The organism is Ciceribacter sp. RN22, assembly GCF_024054295.1.
Classification (GTDB): Bacteria; Pseudomonadota; Alphaproteobacteria; order Rhizobiales; family Rhizobiaceae; genus Allorhizobium; species Allorhizobium lividum.
Map to the genome: position 1 here is coordinate 1,187,071 of NZ_JAMXLD010000002.1, position 26,854 is coordinate 1,213,924.

Below are 26,854 nucleotides of genomic sequence, written 5' to 3' on the forward strand. Positions count from 1 at the left end.
CACGTCAGGGCCTGACCTGTCCGTTGCCGTGCACCCGGTACTTGAACGACGTCAGCTGTTCCACGCCGACCGGCCCGCGAGCATGCATCTTGCCCGTGGCGATCCCGATCTCCGCTCCCATGCCGAATTCGCCGCCATCGGCGAACTGGGTAGAGGCATTATGCAAGAGGATAGCCGAATCAACTTCGTTGAAGAACCGCTCAACTGCCGCCGGATCTTCGGCGAGGATGGCTTCCGTGTGGTTGGAAGAATATCTCGCAATATGATCGATAGCTCCGTCCACACCGTCGACAAGCGTGACAGCGATCACAGCGTCGAGGTATTCCGTCCGCCAGTCCTCTTCCGTAGCAGGCTCGGCTTCGGGGAAGACCGCCTGTACATCCGGCGAGGCGCGAAGTTCGCAGCCCGCCTGCGCCAGCGCTTGCAGAATGGGCACAAGGTGGGTGCCGGCGGCAGCTCGGTCGATCAGAAGGGTTTCCGCCGCGCCGCAGATACCGGTGCGCCGCATCTTCGAGTTGAGCACGACCTTCTTGGCCATCTCCAGATCGGCGGAGCGATCGACGTAGACATGGCAGAGGCCTTCCAGGTGCGCGAAAACGGGCACGCGGGCTTCCGACTGGACACGTGCCACGAGGCTCTTGCCGCCTCGCGGAACGATGACGTCGATAGAGCCGCCGAGACCTGTGAGCATGGCGCCGACTGCCGCACGATCGGTGACCGGTACCAGCTGGATCGCATCTTCCGGAAGACCCGCCGAGCGGAGGCCAGCAGCGAGGCAGGCATGGATGGCTCGCGACGAGTGGGCCGAATCGGAGCCACCCCTGAGGATTACGGCATTGCCGGCCTTGAGGCAGAGCGCTCCGGCATCGGCCGTAACGTTCGGGCGGCTTTCGTAAATCACACCAATCACGCCGAGAGGTGTCCGTACGCGTTCGATATGAAGACCGTTGGGACGATCCCACCCGGCGATGACCTCGCCCACCGGGTCCTTGAGCGCTGCGATTTCGCGGATGCCTTGGGCGATCGCTGCGACCCGGCTGGAATCAAGTGTCAGGCGATCCATGAAGGAACCTGTCAGGCCCGAGGCTATGCCGTTCTCGACATCGATGGCGTTGGCGGCGAGAATCGTCTGCGTGCCTTCGACGATTGCCTGCGCCATGGCGTGCAGTGCGCGGTTCTTCTGTTCTGTCGTCGCGATCGCAAGTGGCCGCGCCGCGGCTTTCGCCCGCGCGCCGATATCGAGCATCAGCGCTTGAACATCCCCAGAGGTGGCGACGGCTTCAAGCATTGGCCTTATCCTTGTTCTCCATGGATCCTTCGACCTTCTTGCGCGTCACGCCGGTGATCACCAGGTCGTCCCGGTGAATCATGGCGGCGCGACCGGCATAGCCGAGAATCGCTTCGATCTCGCCGGATTTTCGTCCGGTGATCCTGCGCGCTTCGTCGGCGTCGTAGGAAACCAGTCCGCGAGCGATCTCCCGACCCTGTTCTCCGATAACGCTCACCGTATCGCCACGGCTGAACTGGCCGACGACCTTTCGCACGCCTGCGGGGAGAAGGCTCTTGCCGGCGCGAAGCGCCGTCTGCGCGCCCGCATCGACGTGCAGCTCGCCCGCAGCTTGAAGATGTCCGGCGATCCAGGTCTTGCGCGCCGTCACCGGTGCTCGTGAGGGGGCGAACCAGGAATGACGTGCACCCTCGACGATCGCGCGGATCGGATTGTCGGTCTTGCCGGATGCGATGATCATCGCGCAGCCAGCAGCCGTGGCGATCTTGCCGGCGTCGATCTTCGTGCGCATGCCGCCGCGTGAGAGTTCGGAGGCAGCCCCACCGGCCATCGCCTCGATTTCCGGAGTGATCTCCGCAACCGCCTCGAGAAAGCGAGCATTCGCGTCCAGATGCGGTGGTGCCGTGTATAGGCCGTCGATGTCGGAGAGCAGGATCAGGAGATCGGCGCCTGCCATCGTGGCGACGCGTGCGGCCAGCCGATCATTGTCGCCATAGCGGATTTCGGTGGTCGCAACGGTATCGTTCTCGTTGATGATCGGGACTGCGCCGATCTTCAGGAGTTGATTGATCGTCGCGCGGGCGTTGAGATAGCGCCGTCGCTCCTCTGTGTCGCCGAGCGTCAGCAGGATCTGACCGGCTACGATCGAGAAGTGCGACAGGCTCTCAGACCAGGCGCGTGCGAGAGAAATCTGTCCCACGGCCGCGGCTGCCTGGCTCTCCTCGAGCTTCAATGCGCCGGACGGCAGATCGAGAACGGTCCGGCCGAGCGCGATGGCGCCGGAAGAGACGACGAGTACGTCCACTCCCTTCGCCTTCAGGTCGGCGATGTCCTGGCAAATCGCGTCCAGCCATGGGGATTTGAGACCGCTCTTGCGATCGACGAGCAAGGCCGAGCCGATCTTGATGACGACACGCCGATAATGCGAAAGTGATCGCTCGTGGACGGTCATTGCTCTTCGTCCTCGGTTGCCGCGTCGTGCTTGCGCTTCTTCTGAGGGCGTTCGGGGATTTCGGTTTCCACGTCGCCGCCTTCGGTGACGACGTCCCTGAGCGCTCGCAGCGCTTCGGTCATCCCCTTGCCGGTCACGGCCGAAAGCAGCAATGGTGTCTTGCCCGAGGCGCGTTTGAGTGCCGCCGCCTTCTTCTTCAGCTCCGCCTCGTCGAGCACGTCGATCTGCGAAAGTGCGACGATCTCCGGTTTCTCGACGAGGCCGCCGCCATAGGCTTCGAGCTCGTGCTTCACCGTTTTGTAGGCCTTGCCGACGTTCTCCTCCTGAGCGGACACAAGGTGCAGCAGCACGCGGGTACGTTCCACATGACCGAGGAAACGGTCGCCGATGCCGACGCCCTCATGCGCGCCCTCGATCAGGCCCGGAATGTCGGCGAGAACGAATTCCCGGCCGTCGACGGTGGCCACACCGAGGTTCGGATGAAGTGTCGTGAAGGGATAGTTGGCGATTTTCGGGCGCGCGCGGGTGCAGGTTGCCAGGAATGTGGACTTGCCGGCGTTCGGCAATCCCACGAGACCGACGTCGGCAATGAGCTTCAACCGCAGCCATATCGTCTTTTCTTCACCCTCGAGGCCCGGATTGGCCCAGTTCGGTGCCTGGTTGGTCGACGACTTGAAATGCGCGTTGCCGAAGCCGCCATTGCCGCCGGCAGCCAGCCGGAAGCGTTGACCTTCGCGCACCATGTCGACGATCAGCGTCTCGTTGTCTTCCTCGAAGATCTGCGTTCCGACCGGCACCTTCAGGGTAACGTCACCGCCGTTGGCTCCGGTCCGGTTGCGGCCCATTCCGTGCTGCCCCGTCTTCGCCTTGAAATGCTGCTGGAAGCGGAAATCGATCAGCGTGTTGAGACCGTTCACCGCCTCCACCCAGACGTCGCCGCCACGCCCGCCGTCGCCGCCGTCCGGACCGCCGAATTCGATGAACTTCTCACGCCGGAAGGAAACGCTGCCGGCGCCGCCGTCACCGGATCGAATGTAGACTTTTGCTTCGTCGAGAAATTTCATCGCACTGCCATGGCTCAACTGTCGGAATGGGCGGATTTTGCGGGCCATCGATATAGGCCGTTTGCCCGAAGGTCAAAGAGTATCGCGAACTTCGCGACTTACAACATTCAGTTTGGCATCGTCGTTGGCACCAAATTCGATCCTACCGGAAAGGAAGATCGCTTTTTGCTTCAGCTCGATGTCGCCGGACGGCATGCGGCCGTCCGGCAAGGGCTTCGGCCCGCCAGCTTACAAGCATGCCGGGCGACGGAAACTCGGCGGGATAAGCCTGGTTTCGATATGCGGTGCCATCGCTCCCCGTGCGCGGCTATAGAGGTCGTCACAGCGCATGATCGAGAAGCCGAGCTTTTCCTGAATCTTGAGCGATGCCGTATTGTCCGCGAACGCACCGGAATGGATGATCGCCTCGGGCATGCGCCGATAGAAGCGGTCAATCCCGGCCGCAACCGCCTCGCTCATGATGCCTCTTCCCCAGAAATAGCGGTTCAGCCAGTAGCCGAGATGCCACCGCCCATTTCGGAGTTCAATGGCAACCGTTCCGATATGGACATCATCGCCCGTGGTGACGGCGAATGACCAGTCGGGTGTCGCAACGGCTCTGGTGTGGTTCAGCCAGTCGGTGGCGTCCTGCAGGTCGAACGGTACGGGGACCCGCGCCAGCATGCGTGCGACCTGAAAATCGCCAAGGGATTCGGCAATCGCGGGGGCATCGCTCATCTTGTGCGGGCGCAGCACCAACCGTCCGGTCCGAACGACAGGGCAGGGGCCGGGAAGCGAGGACGTTTCTCTGGGGAGCAGCGCGTTCATCGCATTTCCCCCCAGCTCTTCAGAGACATCCAGGTCTTGCGATCCAGCCGGTACCACTCGACCGGTACCATGCCGCCGAGCGCCAGACTTCCAACCATTCCCGAACCCTGAAACTGGAAGCCGCATTTCTGGATCACGCGCCGGGAGCCGATGTTGGTTACACGGCAGCGGGCGTCTATGAAGCGGATCTCCCGGGTACGGAAGGCCATATCGATGAGCGCATGTGCCGCCTCGGTTGCGTAGCCCTGGTTCCAGTAAGGCTGGCCGAGCCAGTAGCCGATCTCGAGCGTCTCGGGATCGTTCTGATGTGGCTCCAGCCCGCAGCAGCCCAGGAACGTGCCGTTTTCCGTTTTCGTAATCGCATAGACGCACTTGCCGATCTCGCCGAGATTGGAGCGTCGCACGAAGTCGGCGGCGTCTTTTGCCGTGTATGGATGGGGCATACGCGACACCATGGTCGCGACGGCGGCGTTGTTGGCGAGATGGGAAAGGGCGTCGATGTCTTCTTCGTGGGGCGCGCGCATGACGAGCCTCTGCGACAACAGGACGGGGCAATCGCTCCTTAACCGATCCGGTCTCAGCCGGTCCTTGGGCGACCGGCACTGGTCGTCCCGTAACAGCTCACTTTGCATGGTTCAGTCCTCCTTGGAGTTTAAAAAGCGCAAAAGAAAAGGGGAGTTGGGTGGCGCCCCATCTCCCCTTTTTGGCTTTTTCTGAACCTGTTACGTCCAGCCGGGTCGATGCGACGCCGGCTGTTTTAGAGCGTTACCGGCTTATTCCGCTGCTTCTGCCGTTTTCGGCATGACCGACACGTACACGCGGCCATTGGCCTTCGTACGGTAGGCGACATTACCGGCGGCGAGTGCAAAGAGGGTGTGGTCCTTGCCCATGCCGACGTTGGCGCCGGGATGCCACTGCGTGCCACGCTGACGAACGATAATGTTGCCCGGAATGACGACTTCGCCGCCGAACTTCTTCACGCCAAGGCGCTTGGATTCAGAATCGCGACCGTTGCGCGAGGAACCGCCAGCTTTTTTGTGTGCCATTGGACTTCTCCTTTAAACCTTAAGTACCCGTGAACCGTTAAGCCGCGACGATGTCCGTGATGCGGACGACCGTGTGGTGCTGGCGATGGCCGCGCGAACGCTTGGAGTTCTGGCGGCGGCGCTTCTTGAAGGCGATGACCTTCTTGCCACGGTTATGCTCGACGACTTCGGCCTTGACGCTGGCGCCCTTCACGAAGGGAGCGCCGATCTTGGCATCGGCGCCTTCGCCGATCACGAGGACTTCGGTGAATTCGATCTTGTCGCCAGCGGCGGCTTCCAGCTTTTCGATGGTCAGCACGTCATTGGCTGCAACGCGGTACTGCTTACCGCCGGTCTTGATGACTGCGAACATTTTTTGTCCTTTCATGTTCGTTCCGGCTCTGCCCTTGCGGGACGGCCGTCTTTTTGCCAGTCGGATGGAGCGGGCCTGTTCGGTTCCGGAAGAACCTTTCATGCCTGCCGGCGAAACCCTGCCCGTAGGGCGAGAGAAATCAAGACACAGTTAGCCCATGCCTAATTCACCGCCCGCATACGTGAGGCGCAAAAAACTGTCAAGACAAAAGCTTTGGGCGATTTGATATTCACCCTTGTCAGCCCGGACTTTCGCCGCTATGAGACAGCCCGCGCACAAATCGCGCCGACCAATGTGACCGGAGAGGTGGCTGAGTGGTCGAAAGCACCGCACTCGAAATGCGGCATACGGGCAACCGTATCGTGGGTTCGAATCCCACCCTCTCCGCCATTAGGAATCCTGTCCATACCGAAGACATAGGTAACATCGTGTACCTAAGACATGGGTGACAACCTCGTGCCGAACGGGTTGTCGATGGTTTGCAAAGTCCTCTGCTCCCAGAGATTTCTCTAGAACGAAGGACATCGTCGCCAGCAGCGCCGCCGCCCTCGTCAGTGAGCGGATGTATAATCCTACCCCCTCAAACAAGTCAACAACCTTTTGTCAGAAAACTGACATTTTCTTGTAACCGATTGATCATCAACGATTTATTCGAAATCGTCAGGAATTCGGCGGAAGAAGGTCGCCCAGACCCTCGCTCATGTAACGAGCGCGCGATCCGTCTGTAGACTTGGTGAGCGTCGTCGCCGAATTCAAGGTCCAAATTCGAGAGAAGGAACGCCAACGCGCCCCTTCCCTCCCCACCGAAAGCCTCAGAACGGGTAGTGCTGGCCGGCATCCTCGACGGTCACCCAACGCAGCGTCGTGAACTCGTTGATCGCCGCCTTGCCGCCGAACCGGCCGTAGCCGCTGCCCTTCACACCGCCGAACGGCATCTGCGCCTCGTCGGCAAGCGTCGGTCCGTTGACGTGGCAAATCCCGGTCTCAAGCTGCTCGGCGACCTTTAGAGCACGCTGGATGTCGCGGCTGAAGACTGCGGAAGACAGGCCGTATTCCGTGTCGTTGGCGATGCGGATCGCCTCTTCATCTCCCGACACACGGATCACCGGTTTCACGGGACCGAAGGATTCCTCGGCATAGACCCGCATGCCGGGATGAACCCCGTCGATGACCGTGGCCTCGACCACCGACCCCTGCCGCTTCCCGCCGGCGGCAACCTTCCCGCCCTTCTCGACGGCGTCGGCAACGAGGGCTTCCATCTTCGCGGCCGCCTCGGGGCTCACCAGCGAACCGAGTACCACGTGGCCGCGCGGGTCGCCCGCCGGCAGCCCGCCCGCGCGTGCGGCGAGCTTCTCCACGAATTCGTCGGCGATCTTTTCGTCGACGATGAAACGTTCCGTCGACATGCAAATCTGGCCCTGGTTCATGAAGGCACCGAAGACTGCGGCGTTCACCGCCCCGTCGACGTCGGCGTCGTCGAGCACGATGAGCGGCGCCTTGCCGCCGAGCTCGAGCAGCGCGGGCTTGAGATGCCGCCCGCAGAGCTCGCCGATGATGCGCCCGACGCGCGTCGAGCCGGTGAAGTTCACCCGCTTGACCTCGGGTGCTGCGATCAGCGCTTCGACGATTTCGGCTGCGTCCTCCGGCGCGTTGGTGACGACGTTGACCACCCCTTCCGGGAAGCCGGCATCGATGAACACCTGGCCGATCAGCACATGCAGCCCGGGGCAGAGTTCCGACGCCTTGAGGATGACGGTGTTGCCGCAGGCGAGCGCCATCGCGATCGCGCGCGTGCCGAGAATGACCGGCGCATTCCACGGTGCGATGCCGAGGCAGACCCCGACCGGCTGGCGGATCGCCATCGCGAGCGTTCCCGGCTTGTCGGACGGAATGATCTCACCGGAAATCTGGGTGGTCATGGCAGCTGCTTCGCGCAGCATGCTCGCCGCCAGCATGACGTTGAAGCCGGCCCAGGGTGCCGTGCCGCCGGTTTCGGCCGTCAATAGTGAGATAAAGTCCGGCGCCCTGGCGTCCATCGCATCGGCCGCTTTCATGAGCAGAGCCCGCCGCGCCCCTGGACCGAGCTTCGACCACGCCGGAAAAGCGGCAGACGCTGCCGCAACCGCCGCCCTGACATCGTCGAGGCCGGAGGCGGGCGCGACCGAGGCGACTTCACCGGTGAATGGATCACGGCGTTCGAAGGTGGCTCCGGTCACTGCGTCGACAGATTTGCCGTTGATGATCTGCTGTATTCTCATGGTCGATCGTCTCCTCTCAAGATCACTGGTGAAACAGGGTGGCGTGTGCAGCGCGCCGTCATATCGGGTAGGTCTCGCGGCGGCCATTGACGGTGATCCAGCGCAGTTCGGTGAACGCATCTACCGCCTGCATGCCGCCGAAGCGGCCATGGCCACTTGCCTTCACACCTCCGAAGGGTGCCTGCGGTTCGTCGGAAACCGTCGCGCCGTTGATGTGGCAGATGCCGGATTCGATCCGTCGTGCGACCTCCATCGCCCGTCCGACGTCCCGCCCGAAGACGGACGCCGAGAGCCCGTACTGGGTGTCGTTGGCGATCGTGACGGCCTCGTCGACGTCTGCAGCGCGGATGACGGCGACGACCGGCCCGAAACTCTCGTCGCCATAAAGGCGCATCGCCGGCGTCACGCCATCAAGCACGGTGGCGTCCATGAAGCTGTCGTGGCTCGTTCCACCCACGAGAAGACGTGCGCCCTTCGAAACCGCGTCCTCCGCCAATGCCCGGACCCGCCTCACGGCCTCCGCGCTGATCATCGAGCCGAGCGGCATACCCGCCCGTAGCGGGTCACCTGCCTTCAGACGCGCTGCCCGCGTGGCAAAGAGCGAGAGGAAATCCTCGGCGATCGCGTCGAGCAGGATGATGCGCTCGGTCGCCATGCAGATCTGTCCCTGGTTGAAGAAGGCTCCGAAGGCCGCCGCATCCGCGGCATGCTCGAGATCGGCATCCTCCAACACCAGCATCGGCGCCTTGCCGCCGAGCTCGAGAAGGCAAGGCTTCAGGTGCCTGGCCGCGACCTGCCCCACCACGCGGCCGATGCGGGTCGAGCCGGTAAAGTTGACGCGGCGAACGGCGGGATGGGCGATCAGCGTCTCGACGATCATCGCCGCATCGGCTGGATCATTGCTGACGACATTCACCACGCCCGGCGGGAATCCGGCATCCCGCATGACGTCGCCGATCAGCCAATGGGTTCGCGGACAGAGTTCGGATGCCTTGAGCACGACCGTATTGCCGCAGGCGAGCGGCATGGCTATTGCCCGGAAGCCGAGGGTTACCGGCGCATTCCACGGCGCAATCGCAAGGCAGACGCCGGCAGGTTGCCGGACGGCGAGCGACAACCGTTCCGCTACGGCGGAGGGTAACACAGCCCCGCTTACGGCCGTGGTCATCGAGGCCGCGTCGCGGATGATCTCGGCGCCGAGCGAGAGATTGAAATCGCACCAACTGCGGGTGGCTCCGGTCTCCGCCGTCATCGCCGCCGCAAAATCGTCCGCCCGCGCGCTCAATATGTTTGCGGCACGTTCGAGAAGCGCGCGGCGTTCGCCGGGGCCGGTCGCGGACCAGGCGGGAAAGGCCGCCGCCGCCACATTCGCCGCACGTTCGGCATCTGCGGTCGAGGCCGCCGCACCGACGGTCACGATGTCTCCGGTCACCGGATTGCGCCGGAGGAAGGTCGCCCCGCCGGCGGCATCCTCGTCGGCACTGCCGATCATCAGCCTTGCCTGGAACATTTCGGCCCCCTCGGACCCGGGTTCAAAAACGGTTCTTCAGGGGAATCCGGGCGCAAGCCAGCGAATGCGCTGGCATGCCCGCCAAGCCTCCTCCCAAAGGCATTTTGCGAGCTTAGGGGTTGACCTCGGTGTTGAGAATGCGATTTTCTGGCAGTGACATGTGATTTTCCGGCGATCTGTCATCGAAAGGCGGAGGGACGGAAAGCCGGGGCTCCGATGACCGACAGACACGCCATTCACCGCAAACTGCGCTGCAATCCGCTTTCTCCGGCCTTGGCGCGACGATCGATGCGCATCACCGCACCACCTTACGAACATTTCGCGCACGTGCTCGTTCTTTCTGGCGGACAAGTCAGACTGCGCTCGCCGGCGCGCGACGAGGTTCTCGCCGGTCCCGTCGTGGCGATCCTGCCGCCCTGCGACGACCTGTCCCTGGTCATCGACGCGGGCAGTACGGGTCACATTCTCGGTCTTTCAAGCATGCTTCTGGCGGAGGTGGTCGAAGATCAGCCCGAAGGCCACGGCCTCAGACTTCTGCTGTCGCAGGAGATCATCCGGCAGGACATCGAACGCGCGGAGGTCGAGGCTCTCGTTCCGCTGCTTCGGGGCCTTTCCGATGAACTCGAGCGGGAACACCCGTCCATAATGGCCTCCTGCGCCTTTCTGCAGCTTCTCCTGTTGAGGGTCTGGCGTCTCACCGGCGCGGGTGACCTGCCTTTCACCAGGCCGGCGAAGACCGGCGACATTCTCCAGCGTTTTAGGCACCTCGTCGAAAGTCACTTCGAAGAACAGAGGCCAATCGGCTTCTACGCCGAGCAACTCGGCATTACCGCGGATCGGTTGCATTCGCTTTGCAGCAAGGCTCTCGGCAGGACACCGATCGAGCTTGTCCACGAGCGCACGATCCGCGAGGCAAAGATCAAGCTCGAACGCTCGCCGCGGAGCATCCATGGGATCGCCGAAAGCCTGGGCTTTCGCGACCCGACCTACTTCAGTCACTTTTTCAAACGAAAGACCGGCCTGTCCCCCGCCGCCTATCGCCAAAGCTTCACCTCGATCGGCGACAGGACGGGACAGGAAGCGCCAGCGAGCTACGCCGACTGGCCGTGATCGATCCGGCGCACGATCGGATCACGGCGACAAACAGATATATCAGGCCTGCCATCTAACCTCAGGCCTGACAGTCTGCCCTTTCCCCGATGGTAGCCGAGCGCGGCGATCGCCGCCGTATTCTTCACCGTGATGAAGACGCAGGACACACTCGCCTGACGGGGAGCAGCCGGGGAAACCTCCCCCGGCCGCACTCCAGACGAGACAAGCGAGGTGGCGTCAGCCCTTGGTGATCACGATCAGCGTCGTGAAGATCACCGGTACGGCCGTCAGAGCCGGCAGGATGATGGCCGGATAGCCGAAATAGCCGATCGCAAGAATCCAGACCAGGACCAGGTTGAGAATGAAGAGAAGCTTGGCAGTGGTCGGCCCGGTGAGGGCTTCTCTGAGCATCCATCCGAAAACAGGTACACTGTAGACCATTCTTGCGAGCATATCGGATTTCCTTTCTCCACGGGCGGCAGCCTTGATTTTCGTCAACCCGTAGACGCCGTCGAGAGCCGCCGCAATGCGGCATTTTGGCCTGTCGCCGCTTCCGACCGATTGCGCACACCCGCGTCATCGGCTATCACCAATCGACCTGCACTGAAAAAGCCCGTGGTCACGACCGGAACGGTCCATTCCACGTCGCGAACCGGACGGCAGGCGAATTCAAAACCAGCGATGGTTCCACCCGACGAAAACGAAGTGGTGGATGAAAAGGGAATACGGTGAGGATTACCCATCAGGGGCCGAGACCGTAGCTGCCCCCGCAACTGTGAGCGGAGAGCGACGTCCAGCATGCCATTGGCCGGAAACGGTTGATAAGGCGGACCGAGCCGAGACCCGCGAGCCAGGAGACCTGCCATCGCCTCGGCCACGATTTTCGTGGCGTCTCAAGCAATTCCGCGCGGTGGGCGCGGAGGAAAGGCAATAGAATGCATATTGAAGTTGGAATTATCGATCCTGTTCGTATCGCGCTTGCGAACGCAGCCGCCCTCAGCGTCGTCGCGTCCCAGCTGCCGGCCGTCGTGCGCAACCCGCTGGCCGTGCCGAAGACCCTCGTTTCGGCCGTGGTGTTTTCCGCGCTGATGCAAGCCTGGCATCTGCCGGTCGGCCCGTCCGAACTGCACCTCATCGGCGCGACGACCATTTACATGCTCTTCGGGTTCGCACCGGCCATGCTCGGCTTCGCGCTCGGCCTCGTCCTGCAGGCTTTCCTGTTCGAGCCCGGCGACATCCCGCATCTCGGCGTCAACGCCCTCTCGCTGATGGTGCCGATGATCGCGGTCCACTACAGCTTCGGCCGCCGGCTTTTCGACGCCAAACTGCGGGACCGTTTCAACCTCGGCAAGGTCCTGCGCATCGACGCCGTCTATTACGCCGGCGTGTCGGCGATGGTCGGCTTCTGGCTGATGATCTCCAACGACGCGGTCGCCTTCACCGACTGGGCCGCCTGGGTCGCAGCCTATTTCCCGGTCTTCCTGGTCGAAGCCTTCATCACCTTCACCGCCGTGTCCGTGATCAAGGGCTTCCGCGCCAATGGGCTCGTCTCCCGCATGACCGAGGTCGGACGCCTGACCTTCGCCTGATACCGCCAGGCGCTTCTGCCTGCTGCAAGAACCGGAAAGCGCATGGCGACCACCATGCGCCTTTTCTTTTGATAAGGAGCGGTCAAAGCGCCTTGGCTCTCCTTCCGCCGAAGGCCTCGCTTGACAAAACCCGGCGGTAAACTAAGGGTCCGGCGAGGACGACCGGCGTCCGTTCCATGACATCAGAAGGGCGAGGCCATTGCGCATTCTCTCCGAAGCCTATTTCCCCGAACTGCCGAACTACTATCGTGGCAAGGTTCGCGAAAACTACGATCTTCCGGACGGCCGGCGCATCATCATCTCGACCGACCGGCTGAGCGCCTTCGACCGCATTCTCACCTGCATTCCCTACAAGGGCCAGGTGCTGACCCAGACGGCCCGCTACTGGTTCGAGCAGACGAAGGATATCTGTCCGAACCACGTGCTGGACTACCCCGACCCGAACGTCGTCGTCGGCAAGAAACTCGACATCCTTCCCGTCGAGATCGTCGTGCGCGGATATCTTGCAGGCACGACGGGCACCTCCATCCTGACGCTCTACAAGGCCGGCCAGCGGGAGATGTATGGAATCCGGCTGCCGGACGGCATGCGCGACAACCAAGTCCTGCCGCAGGCGATCATCACCCCGACGAGCAAGGCTTTCGACGGCGGCCACGACGAGCCGCTGACGCCGGAGCAGATCGTCTCGACGGGACTGCTGACGCAGAAGCAGTGGGACACGCTTTCGGACTATGCGCTGGCGCTCTTCGCCCGCGGCCAGACGCTCGCCGCGGAACGCGGACTCATCCTCGTCGACACCAAGTACGAGTTCGGCACCGACAAGGACGGCACCATCATCCTCGCCGACGAGATCCATACACCGGACAGCAGCCGCTACTGGATCGCCGACAGTTATCCCGAACACTTCGAGAAGGGCGAACGTCCGGTGAGCTTCGACAAGGACTTCGTCCGCTCGTGGGTCGCCGAACGGTGCGATCCTTACAAGGACGACATTCCGGAAATTCCGGCGAAACTGGTCGAGGACACCTCAAAGGTCTATATAAAGGCGTATGAGGCAATTACCGGCGAGACGTTCGTGCCGGACGACAGCGGTGAAACGCCGCTGGCGAGGGTTCGCGCAAATCTCGATCGCTACTTTCCAAGGAGCTGAGTGAAGCGTTGGCGATCGCGCCGAAAGAGGAAGGGCTCCCGGCGAGCAACGTACGGGCCGGCACGCGCACCGCGCGGGGCCAGCGCAAGCCCCGTCGCCCGGCCGCGGAGACGCGCGAGGACATCCTCAACACGGCCGAGGAACTGTTCCGGACCAAGGGCTTCACGAACGTTGCGGTGGCAGACGTCGCCGCTGCGCTCGGCATGTCGCCGGCCAATGTGTTCAAGCATTTCCATTCGAAAGTTGACCTCGTCGACGCCATTTCCGTGCGCCACCTCGAAGCCATGATCGAACGGCTCGCACGGCCGGACGACCGCAAGGCGCCCCCGGAGCGCCTTCTCCTCTTCGTCGAGCAGTTGATGGAAAGCCATCTGCAGGATCTCCAGAAGAGCCCGCACATCTTCGAGATGATCGTCTTTTCCGCCGGCCAGGAACTGGCCTGCGCCGAGCAATACCGCGAAATGCTGATCGACGACATCACCCGGATCATCGACGCGGGCGTCGAAAGCGGCGTCTACCACGTGAAGGACAGCCGCAAGACCGCCGAAGTCGCGGCAATGGCATTGGCCTGTGTGCTCCATCCGGTGTTGATCGCCAGGGAAAAGGCCGACATATTGGCAACACGTTGCCGTGAAGTTGTGGCTCTGATCGATACCGCACTGCAAAATCCGCTTGCAAAGTGACGATACTCTTCTTACGTCACTTTGCATCGCCTCCCGTCCAGTGACGAGAGGACGACGCGGAATTATGCCGTCACCATCCCTTGTCCGGGATGAACGCGGCCCACGAAAAACTGACGCTTGCTAATTTTTGTCGGCCCTGCCGGCCCTCCCGTGCTCGCCTCTTTTCGGAAAGAAACGATGACCAGACGTTTTCTGCTGCCTTCTCTTTTCCTGCTCGCCGCCGCACTGGCGAGCTGCAACGATTCCGGTGATCAAAAGGCCGGAGCTGGCGCGGGCGCAGCGCGTCCGCCCTCCCCGGTCAGCGTCGTGACCCTCAAAAAATCCGAGCAACCGCTCACCACCGTGCTTTCGGGCAGGGCTGAGGCCTTCCAGACGGCTGAAATCCGCCCGCGGGTCGGCGGCGTGATCAAGCAGATCGCCATCAAGGAAGGCAGCTTCGTCAAGGCAGGTGATCTGCTCTACAAGATCGAGGACGACACCTATTTGGCGTCGGTCGCCGAAGCCCAGGCCGCGCTGGAAAAGTCGGAAGTCAGCGTGCCCGCGGCGGAAGCCAACCTGCAGCGTTACGAGCGCCTTGCAAATACGGGTGCCACGCAGAAGGAATACGAAGACGCGCGCACCACGCTGCTGCAGGCGAAGGCCTCGGTGGCGGAAGCCCGCGCCACCCTGCAGACCGCGCAGATCAGTCTTGGTCTCACGGAGATCCGTGCGCCCTTCGACGGCGTGACCTCCGCCACGAATTTCTCGATCGGCAACGTTGTCACGGCAAGTCAGACTGACTCCCTGATGACGCTTCGACAGATCAATCCGATCTATATCCAGCTGAACGAGTCGAGCGTAAACCTCTTGAGGTTGCGGGCGGCCATCGAGGCCGGCAAGCTGGAGCGAAATGACGACAGCGAGACCACCGATATCCGGCTGACGATGGAGGACGGCTCCGACTATCCGCATGTAGGCAAGCTGGACATGTCGGAAATGGCGGTGAGCACGACCACGGGCACCTTCACCATCCGCACACTCTTCGACAATTCTGACAACCTGATCCTGCCGGGCATGTATGTGCGCGCCACCATCACGGTCGGCAAGGACGCAGGCTATCTCATTCCGCAGCGGGCAGCGGGCCGCAACGCCAACGGCGAACTGACCGCGAAATTCGTAACGGCGGAGAATAAGGTCGAAACCCGCACTTTCAGGAACAGCCAGCTCTCCGGCAACGGCTGGCTCGTCACGGAAGGGGTGAGCGACGGCGACAAGCTGATCGTCGATGGCTTCCAGTGGATCGCCGACAATGCAACGGTCACCCCCATCCCCGCTGAGGTCGATGAAAAGGGCTTTGTCATCGAAAAGCCGGGCAATCAACCCGCTCCGGCGCCGAAATCATGATGTCCAAGGACATGCTCGGCAACATCGTGATCAGGAACTAGACCATGGCTAAATTCTTCATACGGCGACCGATCTTCGCATGGGTCATCGCCATCATCATCATGCTGGGCGGCACGCTGGCGATCAACACGCTGTCGATTTCGCAATATCCCGAAATCGCGCCGCCGACAGTACGCATCAGCGCGACCTATACCGGCGCCAGCGCCGATACCGTTCGCAAAACCGTCACGCAGGTCATCGAGGACGGCATGACGGGGCTGGACGGCCTCACCTACATGACATCGTCATCGACGACCGGCTCCTCCAGCATCACGCTGACCTTCGATAACAGCGTCGATCCCGACATTGCTCAGGTCCAGGTGCAGAACAAGCTTCAGCTTGTCACCTCCCAATTGCCGTCGGTTGTGCAAAATCTCGGCATTGAAGTGACCAAGTCCACGTCGAGCATTCTGCTGGTCGGGGCGTTGGTCTCCACGGATGGCAAGCGCTCCTCCGCCGATCTGGGCGATATCTTCGCCAGCCAGATTGAAGATCAGGTCAAGCGTCTGGAAGGCGTCGGCAGCATCAATTCCTTCGGTTCAGCCTACGCCATGCGCATCTGGCTCGACCCCTTCAAGTTGAAGAAGTTCCAGTTGACGGCTGCCGACGTGACCTCGGCCATCGAAGCGCAGAACACACAGGTGTCGGTAGGTTCGGTCGGCGGGCTGCCCTCGGTGGAAGGCCAACAGATCAATGTCACCATGACGGCCCAGAGTCAGCTCAACACTGTGTCCGATTTCGAGCGCATCATTCTCAAGGTCGACACCAGTGGTGCTAATGTTCGGCTCAGCGACGTGGCGCGCGTCGAAATCGGCCTTGAAACCTATTCCTCGACCTCCCGTTCCAATCGGCAACCCGCCTCCGGTTTCGCCGTGAACCTGGCAACCGGAGCAAATGCGCTCGACACGGCCGCTCTTGTCAAGGACAAGCTGGCGCAGATCGCACCGTCGTTGCCACAGAACGTCGAGATCATCTATCCTTACGACACGACGCCCTTCGTTTCGCTGTCGATCGAGAAGGTGGTCCACACACTGATCGAAGCGATCATCCTTGTCTTCTTCGTGCTGCTGATCTTCCTGCAGAACCTGCGTGCGACATTCATTCCGATGATCGCGGTGCCCGTCGTGCTGCTGGGAACCTTCGGAATCCTGGCCCTGACCGGCTACTCGATCAACACGCTCACGATGTTCGCGATGGTGCTGGCGATCGGCCTTCTCGTGGATGACGCGATCGTCGTCGTCGAGAACGTCGAGCGCATCATGTCGGAAGAAGGTCTCTCGCCGCTTGAGGCGACAGAGAAGTCGATGGGTGAAATCACCGGCGCCATCGTCGGTATCGCCCTTGTCCTCACCGCCGTGTTCATCCCGATGGCCTTCTTCGGAGGGTCCACCGGGATCATCTACCGGCAGTTCTCCGTGACCATCGTCTCGGCGATGCTGCTTTCGGCGCTCGTCGCGATCGTGCTCACGCCTGCGCTCTGCGCCACCATGCTGAAGCCGATCGACCACTCGAAGAAGCAGCGCGGCCCCGCCGCCTGGTTCAACCGGAACTTCGACCGCACCACACGCGGCTATGTCTCGAGCATTGGCTATCTGCTGAAACGCTCGGCGCGGGTTCTCGTGGCCTTCGCCATCGTGATCGGCGGCTGCGCGTGGCTCTTCACGCGCCTGCCGAGTTCCTTCCTGCCGCAGGAGGACCAGGGCGTGCTGATGACCATCATCCAGCTTCCCAACGGCTCCACCAGTGCACAGACGGCCAAGGTCATCGAAAAGGTAGAGAACTATTATCTCGACAAGGAGAAGGACGTCATCGACAGCGTCTTTGCGGTCAACGGCTTCAGCTTCGCTGGCAGTGGGCAGAGCTATGCCCTGGTCTTCGCCAGACTGAAGGATTTCGACCTGCGCAAGGATCCGAGCATGGCGGCGGGCGCCGTCGTGCAGCGCGCCATGGGCTATTTCTTCTCTATCCGCGAGGCGCAGGTCTTCCCGATTCTGCCACCCGCCATCCAGGGCATGGGCAATTCCAGCGGCTTCTCCATGTATCTGGTGGATAACGGCAACCATGGCAGCGATGCCCTAGTCAACGCTTCGAAGCAACTGATGCAGGCGGCCAATAGCAGCGGCAAGGTCGTGGCTATGCGTGCCAATGACCGCGACGAGGAAAGCCAGGTCAAGCTCGATCTCGACCAGGAAAAGCTGAGCGCCATGGGCTTGAGCATTTCGGACGTCAATACGATGCTGACGACGATCTTCGCCGGCAGCCGTGTGAACGACTTCACGCTGAACAACAAGATCAAGAAGGTCTATGTCCAGGCCGATACGCCCTTCCGCATGCAGGCTGAGGATCTGAAATACTGGAATGCCCGCAATTCCAGCAGTGAAATGGTGCCTTTCTCGTCCTTCACCACGGCGAAGTGGGTGAACGGCCTGCCCTCCATCTCCGCCTTCAACGCGGTGAACGCCTTCTCGCTGGAAGGCTCCTCGGCTCCCGGCGTCAGCTCCGGCGATGCCATGAACGAGGTGGAGCGCATCGTCTCGCAAATGGGCGGCGGCTACACGGTGGCCTGGACGGGAATCTCCTACCAGGAACGACTCTCCGGCTCGCAGGCACCGCTGCTTTACGCGCTGGCGGTCCTCATCGTCTTCCTGTGCCTTGCGGCACTCTACGAAAGCTGGTCGATCCCCTTCTCGGTCATCATGGCCGTGCCGGTCGGGGTTCTCGGCGCGTTGACGGCGGCCCATTTCCTCGGCCAGTCCAACGACGTCTACTTCAAGGTGGGGCTGCTGACGACCATCGGCCTTGCCGCGAAGAACGCCATCCTGATCGTGGAGTTTGCGAGAGAGCGGCAGTCACACGGCATCTCGCTGATCGACGCAACGCTCGAGGCAGCCCGCCTCCGCCTGCGCCCGATCATCATGACCTCGCTCGCCTTCATCCTCGGCGTGGCTCCGCTGGCGGTCGCGACGGGTGCCGGTTCCGCGGCCCAGAACGCGATCGGTATCGGCGTCCTCGGAGGCATGGTCGCAGCAACAGGGCTCGGCGTCTTCTTCGTGCCGTCGTTCTTCGTCATCGTCCGGCGGCTCGTCACCCGTGCAAAAGGACAAGAGGCCCTGTCATGAGAGACGCGGAGTTGCTAATCTCCCCAAATCACCGGGGCCGATTCCACCGGAATTGAACAAGCATTGGCGGCGGGGGACAGCGGTCGTTCCCGACCTCCCCCGCGCCGACAACACGAGTGTATTCACAGGATCACACAATGAAGTCCATTCGCGTAGCCGCGCCACTTGCCATGCTTTTCCTCGCCGGATGCGTTTCCGGCCCCGAGCATACGCCACCTGAAACACCGTTGCCGCAGAAGTTCGGCGAAGGCAGCACCAAAAGCGCCGGCGACGTCACCATGGCGCCCTGGTGGACCGCCTTCAACGACCGCCGCCTCGACGGCCTTGTCCAACAAGGTCTCTCACAGAACCTCGACATCCTGCAGGCGATGGAGCGCATCACGTCGGCCGAAGCGAACGTCGTCGTCGCCGGTGCCGGCGCCCTGCCGAGCCTTACCGGGTCCGCCGACGAAACGGTGAGCCGCACCAAGGGGACCGGCGACTACAAGAGCCGTACCTCCGACACCCTGTCGACTGCGAGCGGTGGCCTGAACATATCCTGGCTTCTCGACCTGTTCGGCCAGTACAAGCGCGCAAAGGAAAGCGCGGAAGCATCGGTAGACGCCGCCTATGCGAGCGCCGATGTCGCAAGGCTCACTTACCTCTCGGATCTCGTCACCTCTTATATCAGTGCCCGCTACTACCAGGAACGGCTGGCGATCGCCCGCAAGAACATCGCCTCACGCCGGGAAACGCTGGAGCTCACCAAGCTGCAGCTCGAGGCCGGGGCGGCTTCGCGTCTGGACGTCGTTCAGGCGGAAGGCCTGGTCAACTCGACGCTTTCCGAACTGCCCGGCTATGAGACCAACTTCCGCAAGTCGGCGCACCACATCGCGACCTTGCTCGGACTACCGGCCTCTTCCCTCGTTGCAGATCTGCAGAAGGGCGCACCGCAGCCGTTCGCGCGCCGCAGCGTGAATGCCGGCGTTCCGGCCGACCTGATCCGCAACCGTCCCGACATCCGCCAGGCGGAACGTAACCTGGCGTCGGCAGTCGCCGAAATCGGCGTCGCGGAAGCCCAGCTCTATCCGACAATCACGCTCGGCGGTGCGATCACCCCGTCCTTCCTGTCGACCAAGTCTCTGAGCGGCAGCGTCACCTCGTGGAGCTTCGGCCCGAGCCTCTCGCTGCCGATCCTCGACGGCGGACGCCTGCGGGCCAATGTCGATATCGCCAACTCGAGCGCACGCGAACAGTATCTCGCCTGGAAGGCGACCGTGCTGAACGCTGTCGAGGAAGTCGAGAATGCGCTTGCGGCCGTCAACCGCGACAGCCGGACGGTGAGTGCGCTGACGGCGACCGTCCGCTCCTATGAGGAAGCGCTGTCGCTTTCGACGGCGAGCTACAAGGACGGCGCGTCTTCGCTGCTCGACGTTCTCGATGCGCAGCGTTCGGTCGCCACCGCGCAGGCGAACCTCGCCCAGGCGGTGCAGCAGATGGCCGCCGACTACGTCACGCTCAACGTCGCGATCGGCGGCGGCTATGCCTTCGACAAGCCGGTGAAGGTTGCGGCCAAGAAGTAGGCCAGAGCACCGAGCGGAAACACGCTTCGACACCCGGCAACCTAGGTGGTTGCCGGGTGTTTCTGTCTTCGGGTCAGGCGCTCAGAAGGTCGCCGGCGTGTTGATCCAGATGAGCACCGTTTCGCCGTCGAAGCTGTTCCGCCAGGAATGAGGCCTGCGGCTTTCGAAATAGAAGCTGTCGCCGGCATGAAGATCGAAGAACTGGTCGCCATCGAGGATGATGGCGAGGCTGCCGGCAAGGACATGGATGAATTCCTCGCCCTCATGCTGATAGGCCCCCTCGCTCGATGCGCCGGGCGCCAATTGAAACCGGTGACACTCCATCATGTTGTTGCCCTCGGCGAGGGTCTGGATGGTGACACCGGATGCCGTCGTCGGCCAACTCGGCCATTTGCCGTCGCGGATCAGCGATTCCCGCGCGTCCTGCTTCTCCCGACCGCCGAGCGAGGCGATGGTCGTTCCGAGGCAGGTGGCGACCGCGTGCAGCGCTGTGAAGGAAAGGCCCTGTGACGTCCGCTCGAAAGTGGAAAGCTGGGAGATCGACACGCCGGTCGCCTGTGCGATTGCCTCGAGCGTCTTGCCCGCCTGTCGCCGCAGATGCCGGATCTTGAAGCCGATCGGCATCTCTCCCCCGTCTTCCGCCGGTTCGCCGGAAACGCCGGCGTCGACGTCTTCCTCTTCGGCCATCCCCTCCTCCCGCAGCGTCTCACGGATCGCGGCGGGATTGAGCCCCTTCTCGCTGCGGAGCCAGGCTATGGTCTTCAGCCGTTCGACGAGCTCATGGTCATAGAGCCGTTGCCCCGACGGTGTACGGATCGGCCTTATGAGTTCCTGCGTTTCCCAAAGCCGCAGGGTGGACGGGGAAACCCCCGCCATACGGGCGGCTTCGGCGATCCTGAAGCGGATATCGTCCATGGGGATCGGGCTCCATTTCCCGGTGTCGCTGCCATGCGTGATAATTGCGATAAAGCATATTGCAAGTCTACAGAAAAAATGTAGGAAATATTGCAGCTTTGCGATCGCCCAAAGGCCGCGTCGAAGGCCAACACGCTCACCAGAGGAATTTTTGACGATGAAAAACTCCGAAATCTCAGCCCGCAAGAACGAGGCCATCTCCCGTGGCGTGGGCATGACGACCCAGGTCTATGCGGCAAAGGCCGAGAATGCCGAAGTCTGGGACGTCGAAGGACGCCGCTATATCGACTTCGCCGGCGGCATCGCCGTTCTCAACACCGGCCATCGCCATCCGAAGGTGATCGACGCGGTCAAGAAGCAGCTCGACTGCTTCACCCACACCTGCCACCAAGTGGTACCTTACGAGAATTACGTCGCACTGGCCGAGCGGCTCAACAAGCTTGTTCCCGGCGACTTCCCGAAGAAGACGATCTTTGCCACCACGGGCGCCGAAGCGGTCGAGAACGCCGTCAAGATCGCCCGTTGCGCCACCGGCCGCTCGGCCGTGATCGCCTTCACCGGCGGTTTCCACGGGCGCACCTTCATGGGCATGGCGCTGACCGGCAAGGTCGTCCCCTACAAGGTCGGCTTCGGCTCGATGATGGGCGACGTCTTCCACGTCCCCTTCCCGATCGAACTGCACGGCATCGATGTCGAGACCTCGCTCGACGTTCTCGACAAGCTCTTCAAGGCGGATGTCGATCCGAAGCGTGTCGCCGCGATCATCATCGAGCCGGTTCAGGGCGAAGGTGGCTTCTATGACGTGCCGCGCGCACTGATGAAGGCGCTGCGCCAGATCTGCGACGAGCACGGCATCCTGCTGATCGCCGACGAAGTGCAGACCGGCTTTGCCCGCACCGGCAAGCTGTTCGGCATGGAACACTACGATGTTCAGCCCGATCTGATGACCATGGCGAAGAGTCTTGCAGGCGGTTTCCCGCTGTCGGCAGTGACCGGCCGCGCCGAACTGATGGACGCCCCCGGACCGGGCGGCCTCGGCGGCACCTATGCCGGCAACCCGCTGGCGATCGCCGCAGCCCACGCCGTGCTCGACGTTATCGAGGAGGAGAAGCTCTGCGATCGCGCCAACCAGCTCGGCGCCCGCCTGAAGCAGCGCCTTCAAGCCTTGCGCTCCGATGTAGGCCAGATCTCCGATATTCGCGGGCCCGGCTTCATGGTCGCCGTCGAGTTTGCCGTACCGGGCTCGACCAAGCCGAATGCGGACTTCACCAATGCGGTTCGCTTGAGGGCTCTGGAAAAGGGTGTCATCCTGCTGACCTGCGGCGTCTACTCCAACGTCGTCCGCTTCCTGGCCCCGATCACGATCCAGGACGAGGTCTTCAACGAAGCGCTCGACGTGATCGAGAGCTCGATCCGCGAATGCGCTGAGGAGGCAAAGTAATGGCCATTTCGAACAGCCTTGCATCCAGGCTCAAGGATCCGTCGCTTGCGACGGATCGGGCCCTCGTCGGCGCCGACTGGGTCTCGCAGAGCGAGAGCGGCAAGACCTTCGACGTCACGAACCCGGCGAACGGTGAAGTCATCGCCACCCTGCCCGACCTCGGCAAGGTGGAGGTGACCCGCGCAATCGACGCTGCCTATAAGGCGCAGAAGGCCTGGGCCCGCAAGACCGGCAAGGAACGGGCTGCGGTGCTTCGCAAGCTCTACGACCTGATGGTCGCCAATGCCGACGACCTCGCCACCATCCTGACGATGGAAATGGGCAAGCCCTGGCCCGAGGCCCGCGGCGAGATCCTCTACGGCGCCTCCTACGTCGAGTGGTTCGGCGAGGAAGCCAAGCGCGTCTACGGCGACACCATTCCCGGTCACCAGCCCGACAAGCGGATCCTCGTGATCAAGCAGCCGGTCGGTGTCGTCGGCGCGATCACGCCGTGGAACTTCCCGAATGCCATGCTGGCCCGCAAGATGGCGCCGGCCGTCGCTGTCGGTTGTGCCATGGTGTCGAAGCCGGCCGCACAGACGCCGCTTTCGGCACTGGCGCTCGCGATCCTCGCGGAACGGGCCGGCCTCCCGGCCGGCGTCTTCTCCGTCGTAACGGCGACCGACGCCGCCATGGTCGGCAAGGAGCTCTGCGACAACGACAAGGTGCGCAAGCTCACCTTCACCGGCTCCACGAACGTCGGCCGGATCCTGATGCGTCAGGGCGCCGACCAGATCAAGAAGCTCGGCCTCGAGCTCGGCGGCAATGCGCCCTTCATCGTCTTCGATGACGCGGACCTCGATGCCGCCGTCGAGGGCGCCATGATCTCAAAGTACCGCAATGCCGGCCAGACCTGCGTCTGCGCCAACCGGCTCTATGTGCAGGCGGGCGTCTATGACGCCTTCGCGGCCAAGCTTGCCGAACGGGTGTCGAAGATGAAGGTCGGCGACGGTTTCGCCGAAGGCGTGACCACCGGCCCGCTGATCGACGAGAACGCACTGAAGAAGGTCAGGGAGCACGTCTCCGACGCCGTCTCGAAGGGCGCCAAGGTCGCGATCGGCGGCGAGGCGGCCGAACAGGGCGGCCTGTTCTTCCAGCCGACCATCCTGACCGGCGTGACCTCCGAGATGAAGGTGGCGGTCGAGGAGACCTTCGGCCCGGTGGCCCCGCTCTTCAGGTTCGAGACCGAAGAGGAAGTAGTCGAACTCGCCAACGCCACCGAGTTCGGACTTGCCTCCTACTTCTTCTCGAAGGACGTCTCGAAGATCTTCCGCGTCGCGGAAGCCCTGGAATACGGCATGGTCGGCGTCAATACCGGCCTGATCTCCACCGAGGTCGCCCCCTTCGGCGGCATCAAGCAGTCCGGTCTTGGCCGCGAGGGCTCCAAGTACGGGATCGATGACTATACCGAGATCAAGTACATGTGCCTCGGCATCGAGATCTGAGACATACTGAGACAGGAAAGCCCCGGAATGGCCTCACCATTCCGGGGCTTTCTGCATTCTGGCTGATGCGAGCCTCAGTTCTTGGCGCGCTCGACGTAGGAGTTGTCTTCGGTCGCGATGACGACGCGGGTGCCGGCGTCGATGTGCGGCGGCACCATGGTGCGGATACCGTTCGAGAGCATCGCCGGCTTGTAGGAGGACGATGCCGTCTGGCCCTTCACGACCGGCTCGGTTTCGACGATTTCGAGCGTGACGTGGCGCGGAAGCTCGATGGCGAGCGGAACGCCTTCGTGGATCGACAGAACGCAGGTCATGCCTTCCTGCAGGTAGGCCTTCTGGTCGCCCATGGTTTCCACGTCGACGACGACCTGGTCATAGGTTTCCGGGTTCATGAAGTGGAAGCCTTCACCATCCTCGTAGAGATACTGGAAGTTCAGGTCCTCGACGAAGGCGCGCTCGACCTGCTCGGTGGTGCGCCAGCGTTCCGATACCTTCACGCCGTCGACGATGCGGCGCATGTTCACCTGCGTGACCGGGGTGCCCTTGCCCGGATGGAAGTTTTCGGCGGTGAGCACGACGTAGAGCTTGCCGTCGACTTCGAGAACATTGCCCTTGCGGACGGAGGAGGCGATAATCTTGACCATTGGAATTCCTTGTATCTGCGAAAGACCCGTCGTAAAGGACGCCGATCCGCCCCGGGACATCTTCGAAACTTTTCCTGGGCGCAACTAACCCAAAATCCGCTAAATTGCCAGCCCGCGATGCAACAACCTTCGAGAAAGACGCGATGAACGGCCGAAGCACCGCCACACCGGCCTGGTGGACGCCGTCGATTCATGCCGATCGCCGCCCGTTTCTCCTCGGGCGCAACGCGATCCAGGCAAAGTTGCGCGTCTTCTTCGCCGAGCGTGACTTCATCGAGGTCGATACCGCGACGCTGCAGGTTTCCCCGGGCAACGAGGCGCATCTCCATGCGTTCGCGACCGCCGCGACCGGACCGGACGGGCGATCGGCGCCGCTCTTTCTCCACACGTCTCCGGAATTTGCCTGCAAGAAGCTGCTCACCGCCGGCGAGAAGCGCATCGCCTGCTTCGCCCACGTCTATCGCAACCGCGAGCGCGGTCCCCTGCACCATCCCGAGTTCACCATGCTCGAATGGTACCGCGCAGGGGAATCCTACGAGCAGCTGATGGCCGACTGCGCCGACATCCTGGCGCTTGCAGCCGAGACGACGAAGAGCCGTGCGTTCACCTGGCGGGAGCGCACCGTCGACCCGTTCCTCGAACCGGAACGGCTGAGCGTCGCCGAAGCCTTCGACCGTTTCGCCGGCATCGACTTGCTCGGCTCCGTCGAAGACAGCGGTGCGACCGATCGCGACCGCTTGGCCGCCGAGATGCGCAAGACGGGCATCCGCGTCGCCGAGGACGACACCTGGGCCGATCTCTTCAGCCGCGTGCTGGTCGAGAAGATCGAACCGAACCTCGGCTTCGGCCGGGCGACGATCCTCGATGAATATCCAGTGAGCGAGGCGGCACTTGCTCGCCCCTCCGCCCGGGACCCCCGGGTCGCCGAACGCTTCGAACTCTATGCCTGTGGCGTGGAACTCGCCAATGCCTTCGGCGAGCTGACGAATGCTGCCGAGCAACGTCGGCGGTTCGAGGCCGAGATGATGGAGAAGCAGCGCGTTTACGGAGAGACCTATCCGCTGGACGAGGATTTCCTTTCCGCTCTCGACATCATGCCGGAGGCAAGCGGCATCGCACTCGGCTTCGACCGACTGGTGATGCTCGCAACCGGCGCACCGCGGATCGAACACGTCCTGTGGGCTCCGGTCGCGGAGATCGGCTGATGGCGAGCCGCAGCATCACGACCGTCGACGAGCTCGTCGCGGCGGGCCTGCTTGCAGCCGGGGAAGAAGCGTCCGCTGCCGCCGCCGCCGAGCACTATGCGATCGCCGTCACTCCGGCGATGGCGGACCTCATCGACCCGTCGGATCCGCTTGATCCGATTGCCGCACAGTTCGTCCCGACCGCCGCCGAGCTCGTCCGGACCGAGGAGGAACGGGACGATCCGATCGGCGACCGGCCGTTCACGCCGCTTCCCGGCATTGTCCATCGCTATCCGGACCGGGTGTTGCTGAAGGTCGTGCATGTCTGCCCGGTCTACTGTCGCTTCTGCTTCCGCCGCGAGATGGTCGGTCCGCAGGGCGACGGCACGCTGACCGCCGAGCAATTGTCCGCCGCCCTCGACTACGTCCGGGCGAACACCGGGATCTGGGAGGTCATCCTGACCGGCGGCGACCCGCTCGTCCTCTCGGCCCGGCGTCTCACCGAGATCATGCGGCAGCTGGCGACGATCCCGCATGTGAGGATCGTCCGCATCCATAGCCGCGTGCCGGTCGTCGACCCGGAAAGGATCGACGCCGCAATGATCGACGCCCTGAAACAGGGCGGCAAGACGGTCTATGTCGCCCTTCACGCAAACCATCCGCGCGAACTCTCCGCGCCGGCGCGCGACGCCTGCGCCCGATTGGTCGACGCCGGGATCGTGATGGTCAGCCAGACCGTGCTCCTGAAGGGAATCAACGACGACGTGACGGTGCTCGATGAGCTGATGCGCGCCTTCGTCGAGAACCGCATCAAGCCCTATTACCTCCATCATCCGGACCTCGCACCCGGCACCGGCCATTTCCGGCTGTCGATCAAGGAAGGTCAGGCGCTCGTGCGCGCGCTCAGGACACGTCTCTCCGGCCTCTGCATTCCCGCCTATATCCTCGACATTCCCGGCGGCCACGGTAAGATCGAGATCAGCGAGCGGGCCCTGGCCGGAGATCCGGATGCCGGCTACTGCGTCACTGACCCGCAGGGGAACACGCACCCCTATCCGGTAAAGAAGTAAGAA

At 62.7% G+C, this 26,854-nt stretch carries 24 protein-coding genes, 1 tRNA gene and 1 riboswitch; of the genes, 12 read left to right on the top strand and 13 right to left on the bottom strand.

The window, feature by feature from the left end; genetic code table 11:
- Positions 1–4 precede the first annotated feature (4 nt).
- From NHF53_RS20585 to rplU, 8 genes are all read right to left on the bottom strand, one after another.
- On the bottom strand, positions 5–1,288 hold the full coding sequence (locus tag NHF53_RS20585) for a glutamate-5-semialdehyde dehydrogenase (RefSeq protein WP_252835826.1): 1,284 nt from the start codon (positions 1,286–1,288) through the stop codon (positions 5–7).
- Complete coding sequence (gene proB, locus NHF53_RS20590; protein ID WP_252835827.1) at positions 1,281–2,459, bottom strand: glutamate 5-kinase; 1,179 nt, start codon at positions 2,457–2,459, stop codon at positions 1,281–1,283. The genes NHF53_RS20585 and proB overlap by 8 nt, the downstream gene beginning before the upstream one ends.
- Positions 2,456–3,523, bottom strand: a complete 1,068-nt coding sequence (obgE, locus tag NHF53_RS20595; RefSeq protein WP_252835828.1) for a GTPase ObgE — start codon at positions 3,521–3,523, stop codon at positions 2,456–2,458. Before obgE ends, proB begins: the two co-directional genes overlap by 4 nt.
- A gap of 72 nt (positions 3,524–3,595) precedes the next feature.
- Positions 3,596–3,718 carry a hypothetical protein gene (locus NHF53_RS24105; protein ID WP_256481284.1) on the bottom strand — a complete coding sequence of 41 codons (123 nt, stop codon included), beginning with the start codon at positions 3,716–3,718 and terminating at the stop codon, positions 3,596–3,598.
- Between the two features lie 33 nt (positions 3,719–3,751).
- Positions 3,752–4,330 carry a GNAT family N-acetyltransferase gene (locus NHF53_RS20600; RefSeq protein WP_252835829.1) on the bottom strand — a complete coding sequence of 193 codons (579 nt, stop codon included), beginning with the start codon at positions 4,328–4,330 and terminating at the stop codon, positions 3,752–3,754.
- Positions 4,327–4,962, bottom strand: coding sequence for a GNAT family N-acetyltransferase (locus NHF53_RS20605; RefSeq protein ID WP_114362781.1), 636 nt, complete (start codon positions 4,960–4,962; stop codon positions 4,327–4,329). Before NHF53_RS20605 ends, NHF53_RS20600 begins: the two co-directional genes overlap by 4 nt.
- A 141-nt stretch (positions 4,963–5,103) precedes the next feature.
- Positions 5,104–5,376, bottom strand: coding sequence for a 50S ribosomal protein L27 (gene rpmA / locus NHF53_RS20610; RefSeq protein WP_112690668.1), 273 nt, complete (start codon positions 5,374–5,376; stop codon positions 5,104–5,106).
- A 37-nt stretch (positions 5,377–5,413) separates the two neighbouring features.
- Entirely contained in the window at positions 5,414–5,728 is a 315-nt protein-coding gene (rplU, locus tag NHF53_RS20615) for a 50S ribosomal protein L21 (protein ID WP_114362782.1), read from the bottom strand.
- 300 nt (positions 5,729–6,028) lie between these two features.
- Between rplU and NHF53_RS20620 the strand changes: the two genes are divergently transcribed.
- A tRNA-Ser gene (locus NHF53_RS20620) sits at positions 6,029–6,118 on the top strand.
- A 422-nt stretch (positions 6,119–6,540) separates the two neighbouring features.
- Here the strand turns inward: NHF53_RS20620 and NHF53_RS20625 are convergent.
- Both NHF53_RS20625 and NHF53_RS20630 read right to left on the bottom strand, forming a co-directional pair.
- Positions 6,541–7,986 (bottom strand): aldehyde dehydrogenase, encoded by a 1,446-nt coding sequence (locus tag NHF53_RS20625; protein WP_252835830.1) that lies wholly within the window; start codon positions 7,984–7,986, stop codon positions 6,541–6,543.
- 58 nt (positions 7,987–8,044) lie between these two features.
- Positions 8,045–9,496, bottom strand: coding sequence for an aldehyde dehydrogenase (locus NHF53_RS20630; protein WP_252835831.1), 1,452 nt, complete (start codon positions 9,494–9,496; stop codon positions 8,045–8,047).
- A 216-nt stretch (positions 9,497–9,712) separates the two neighbouring features.
- Here NHF53_RS20630 and NHF53_RS20635 point away from each other — a divergent pair, with 216 nt between their 5' ends.
- Positions 9,713–10,606, top strand: coding sequence for an AraC family transcriptional regulator (locus tag NHF53_RS20635; protein WP_252835832.1), 894 nt, complete (start codon positions 9,713–9,715; stop codon positions 10,604–10,606).
- Between the two features lie 219 nt (positions 10,607–10,825).
- On the opposite strand, the gene NHF53_RS20640 is transcribed toward NHF53_RS20635, so the two are convergent.
- Complete coding sequence (locus NHF53_RS20640) at positions 10,826–11,041, bottom strand: hypothetical protein (protein ID WP_114364713.1); 216 nt, start codon at positions 11,039–11,041, stop codon at positions 10,826–10,828.
- 212 nt (positions 11,042–11,253) lie between these two features.
- Positions 11,254–11,470, top strand: a riboswitch (cobalamin riboswitch).
- A 53-nt stretch (positions 11,471–11,523) separates the two neighbouring features.
- Between NHF53_RS20640 and NHF53_RS20645 the strand changes: the two genes are divergently transcribed.
- The 6 genes from NHF53_RS20645 to NHF53_RS20670 all read left to right on the top strand — a co-directional run bounded on the left by NHF53_RS20645 (position 11,524) and on the right by NHF53_RS20670 (position 20,113).
- On the top strand, positions 11,524–12,177 hold the full coding sequence (locus NHF53_RS20645; protein ID WP_114364714.1) for an energy-coupling factor ABC transporter permease: 654 nt from the start codon (positions 11,524–11,526) through the stop codon (positions 12,175–12,177).
- A 199-nt stretch (positions 12,178–12,376) separates the two neighbouring features.
- Positions 12,377–13,327 carry a phosphoribosylaminoimidazolesuccinocarboxamide synthase gene (locus NHF53_RS20650; protein ID WP_252835833.1) on the top strand — a complete coding sequence of 317 codons (951 nt, stop codon included), beginning with the start codon at positions 12,377–12,379 and terminating at the stop codon, positions 13,325–13,327.
- A 122-nt stretch (positions 13,328–13,449) separates the two neighbouring features.
- Entirely contained in the window at positions 13,450–14,010 is a 561-nt protein-coding gene (locus NHF53_RS20655; RefSeq protein ID WP_245415664.1) for a TetR family transcriptional regulator, read from the top strand.
- A 177-nt stretch (positions 14,011–14,187) separates the two neighbouring features.
- On the top strand, positions 14,188–15,393 hold the full coding sequence (locus NHF53_RS20660; RefSeq protein ID WP_252835834.1) for an efflux RND transporter periplasmic adaptor subunit: 1,206 nt from the start codon (positions 14,188–14,190) through the stop codon (positions 15,391–15,393).
- A gap of 44 nt (positions 15,394–15,437) precedes the next feature.
- Positions 15,438–18,551, top strand: coding sequence for an efflux RND transporter permease subunit (locus NHF53_RS20665; protein WP_252835835.1), 3,114 nt, complete (start codon positions 15,438–15,440; stop codon positions 18,549–18,551).
- A gap of 137 nt (positions 18,552–18,688) precedes the next feature.
- Positions 18,689–20,113, top strand: coding sequence for an efflux transporter outer membrane subunit (locus NHF53_RS20670; protein ID WP_252835836.1), 1,425 nt, complete (start codon positions 18,689–18,691; stop codon positions 20,111–20,113).
- An 81-nt stretch (positions 20,114–20,194) separates the two neighbouring features.
- On the opposite strand, the gene NHF53_RS20675 is transcribed toward NHF53_RS20670, so the two are convergent.
- The gene (locus tag NHF53_RS20675) at positions 20,195–21,028 is read right to left on the bottom strand and encodes a MerR family transcriptional regulator (protein WP_114364719.1); all 834 of its coding nucleotides are present in this window, start codon (positions 21,026–21,028) and stop codon (positions 20,195–20,197) included.
- A gap of 157 nt (positions 21,029–21,185) precedes the next feature.
- Here NHF53_RS20675 and NHF53_RS20680 point away from each other — a divergent pair, with 157 nt between their 5' ends.
- Both NHF53_RS20680 and NHF53_RS20685 read left to right on the top strand, forming a co-directional pair.
- The gene (locus tag NHF53_RS20680) at positions 21,186–22,469 is read left to right on the top strand and encodes a 4-aminobutyrate--2-oxoglutarate transaminase (RefSeq protein ID WP_114364720.1); all 1,284 of its coding nucleotides are present in this window, start codon (positions 21,186–21,188) and stop codon (positions 22,467–22,469) included.
- Positions 22,469–23,953, top strand: coding sequence for an NAD-dependent succinate-semialdehyde dehydrogenase (locus NHF53_RS20685; RefSeq protein ID WP_252835837.1), 1,485 nt, complete (start codon positions 22,469–22,471; stop codon positions 23,951–23,953). Before NHF53_RS20680 ends, NHF53_RS20685 begins: the two co-directional genes overlap by 1 nt.
- Before the next feature lie 74 nt (positions 23,954–24,027).
- On the opposite strand, the gene efp is transcribed toward NHF53_RS20685, so the two are convergent.
- Positions 24,028–24,597 (bottom strand): elongation factor P, encoded by a 570-nt coding sequence (gene efp, locus NHF53_RS20690; RefSeq protein ID WP_114364722.1) that lies wholly within the window; start codon positions 24,595–24,597, stop codon positions 24,028–24,030.
- Positions 24,598–24,740: 143 nt separating this feature from the next.
- Here efp and epmA point away from each other — a divergent pair, with 143 nt between their 5' ends.
- Entirely contained in the window at positions 24,741–25,802 is a 1,062-nt protein-coding gene (gene epmA / locus NHF53_RS20695) for an EF-P lysine aminoacylase EpmA (RefSeq protein ID WP_252835838.1), read from the top strand.
- Complete coding sequence (locus tag NHF53_RS20700) at positions 25,799–26,851, top strand: lysine-2,3-aminomutase-like protein (protein WP_252836027.1); 1,053 nt, start codon at positions 25,799–25,801, stop codon at positions 26,849–26,851. The genes epmA and NHF53_RS20700 overlap by 4 nt, the downstream gene beginning before the upstream one ends.
- The last annotated feature ends 3 nt before the right edge of the window (positions 26,852–26,854 follow it).

Bases quoted from the DNA above. Each gene is read 5' to 3' on its own strand.
- NHF53_RS20585 (WP_252835826.1), bottom strand. From the start codon at position 1,288: ATGCTTGAAGCCGTCGCCACCTCTGGGGATGTTCAAGCGCTGATGCTC.
- proB (WP_252835827.1), bottom strand. From the start codon at position 2,459: ATGACCGTCCACGAGCGATCACTTTCGCATTATCGGCGTGTCGTCATC.
- obgE (WP_252835828.1), bottom strand. From the start codon at position 3,523: ATGAAATTTCTCGACGAAGCAAAAGTCTACATTCGATCCGGTGACGGC.
- NHF53_RS24105 (WP_256481284.1), bottom strand. From the start codon at position 3,718: ATGCCGTCCGGCGACATCGAGCTGAAGCAAAAAGCGATCTTCCTTTCC.
- NHF53_RS20600 (WP_252835829.1), bottom strand. From the start codon at position 4,330: ATGAACGCGCTGCTCCCCAGAGAAACGTCCTCGCTTCCCGGCCCCTGC.
- NHF53_RS20605 (WP_114362781.1), bottom strand. From the start codon at position 4,962: ATGCAAAGTGAGCTGTTACGGGACGACCAGTGCCGGTCGCCCAAGGAC.
- rpmA (WP_112690668.1), bottom strand. From the start codon at position 5,376: ATGGCACACAAAAAAGCTGGCGGTTCCTCGCGCAACGGTCGCGATTCT.
- rplU (WP_114362782.1), bottom strand. From the start codon at position 5,728: ATGTTCGCAGTCATCAAGACCGGCGGTAAGCAGTACCGCGTTGCAGCC.
- NHF53_RS20625 (WP_252835830.1), bottom strand. From the start codon at position 7,986: ATGAGAATACAGCAGATCATCAACGGCAAATCTGTCGACGCAGTGACC.
- NHF53_RS20630 (WP_252835831.1), bottom strand. From the start codon at position 9,496: ATGTTCCAGGCAAGGCTGATGATCGGCAGTGCCGACGAGGATGCCGCC.
- NHF53_RS20635 (WP_252835832.1), top strand. From the start codon at position 9,713: ATGACCGACAGACACGCCATTCACCGCAAACTGCGCTGCAATCCGCTT.
- NHF53_RS20640 (WP_114364713.1), bottom strand. From the start codon at position 11,041: ATGCTCGCAAGAATGGTCTACAGTGTACCTGTTTTCGGATGGATGCTC.
- NHF53_RS20645 (WP_114364714.1), top strand. From the start codon at position 11,524: ATGCATATTGAAGTTGGAATTATCGATCCTGTTCGTATCGCGCTTGCG.
- NHF53_RS20660 (WP_252835834.1), top strand. From the start codon at position 14,188: ATGACCAGACGTTTTCTGCTGCCTTCTCTTTTCCTGCTCGCCGCCGCA.
- NHF53_RS20665 (WP_252835835.1), top strand. From the start codon at position 15,438: ATGGCTAAATTCTTCATACGGCGACCGATCTTCGCATGGGTCATCGCC.
- NHF53_RS20670 (WP_252835836.1), top strand. From the start codon at position 18,689: ATGAAGTCCATTCGCGTAGCCGCGCCACTTGCCATGCTTTTCCTCGCC.
- NHF53_RS20675 (WP_114364719.1), bottom strand. From the start codon at position 21,028: ATGGACGATATCCGCTTCAGGATCGCCGAAGCCGCCCGTATGGCGGGG.
- NHF53_RS20680 (WP_114364720.1), top strand. From the start codon at position 21,186: ATGAAAAACTCCGAAATCTCAGCCCGCAAGAACGAGGCCATCTCCCGT.
- NHF53_RS20685 (WP_252835837.1), top strand. From the start codon at position 22,469: ATGGCCATTTCGAACAGCCTTGCATCCAGGCTCAAGGATCCGTCGCTT.
- efp (WP_114364722.1), bottom strand. From the start codon at position 24,597: ATGGTCAAGATTATCGCCTCCTCCGTCCGCAAGGGCAATGTTCTCGAA.
- epmA (WP_252835838.1), top strand. From the start codon at position 24,741: ATGAACGGCCGAAGCACCGCCACACCGGCCTGGTGGACGCCGTCGATT.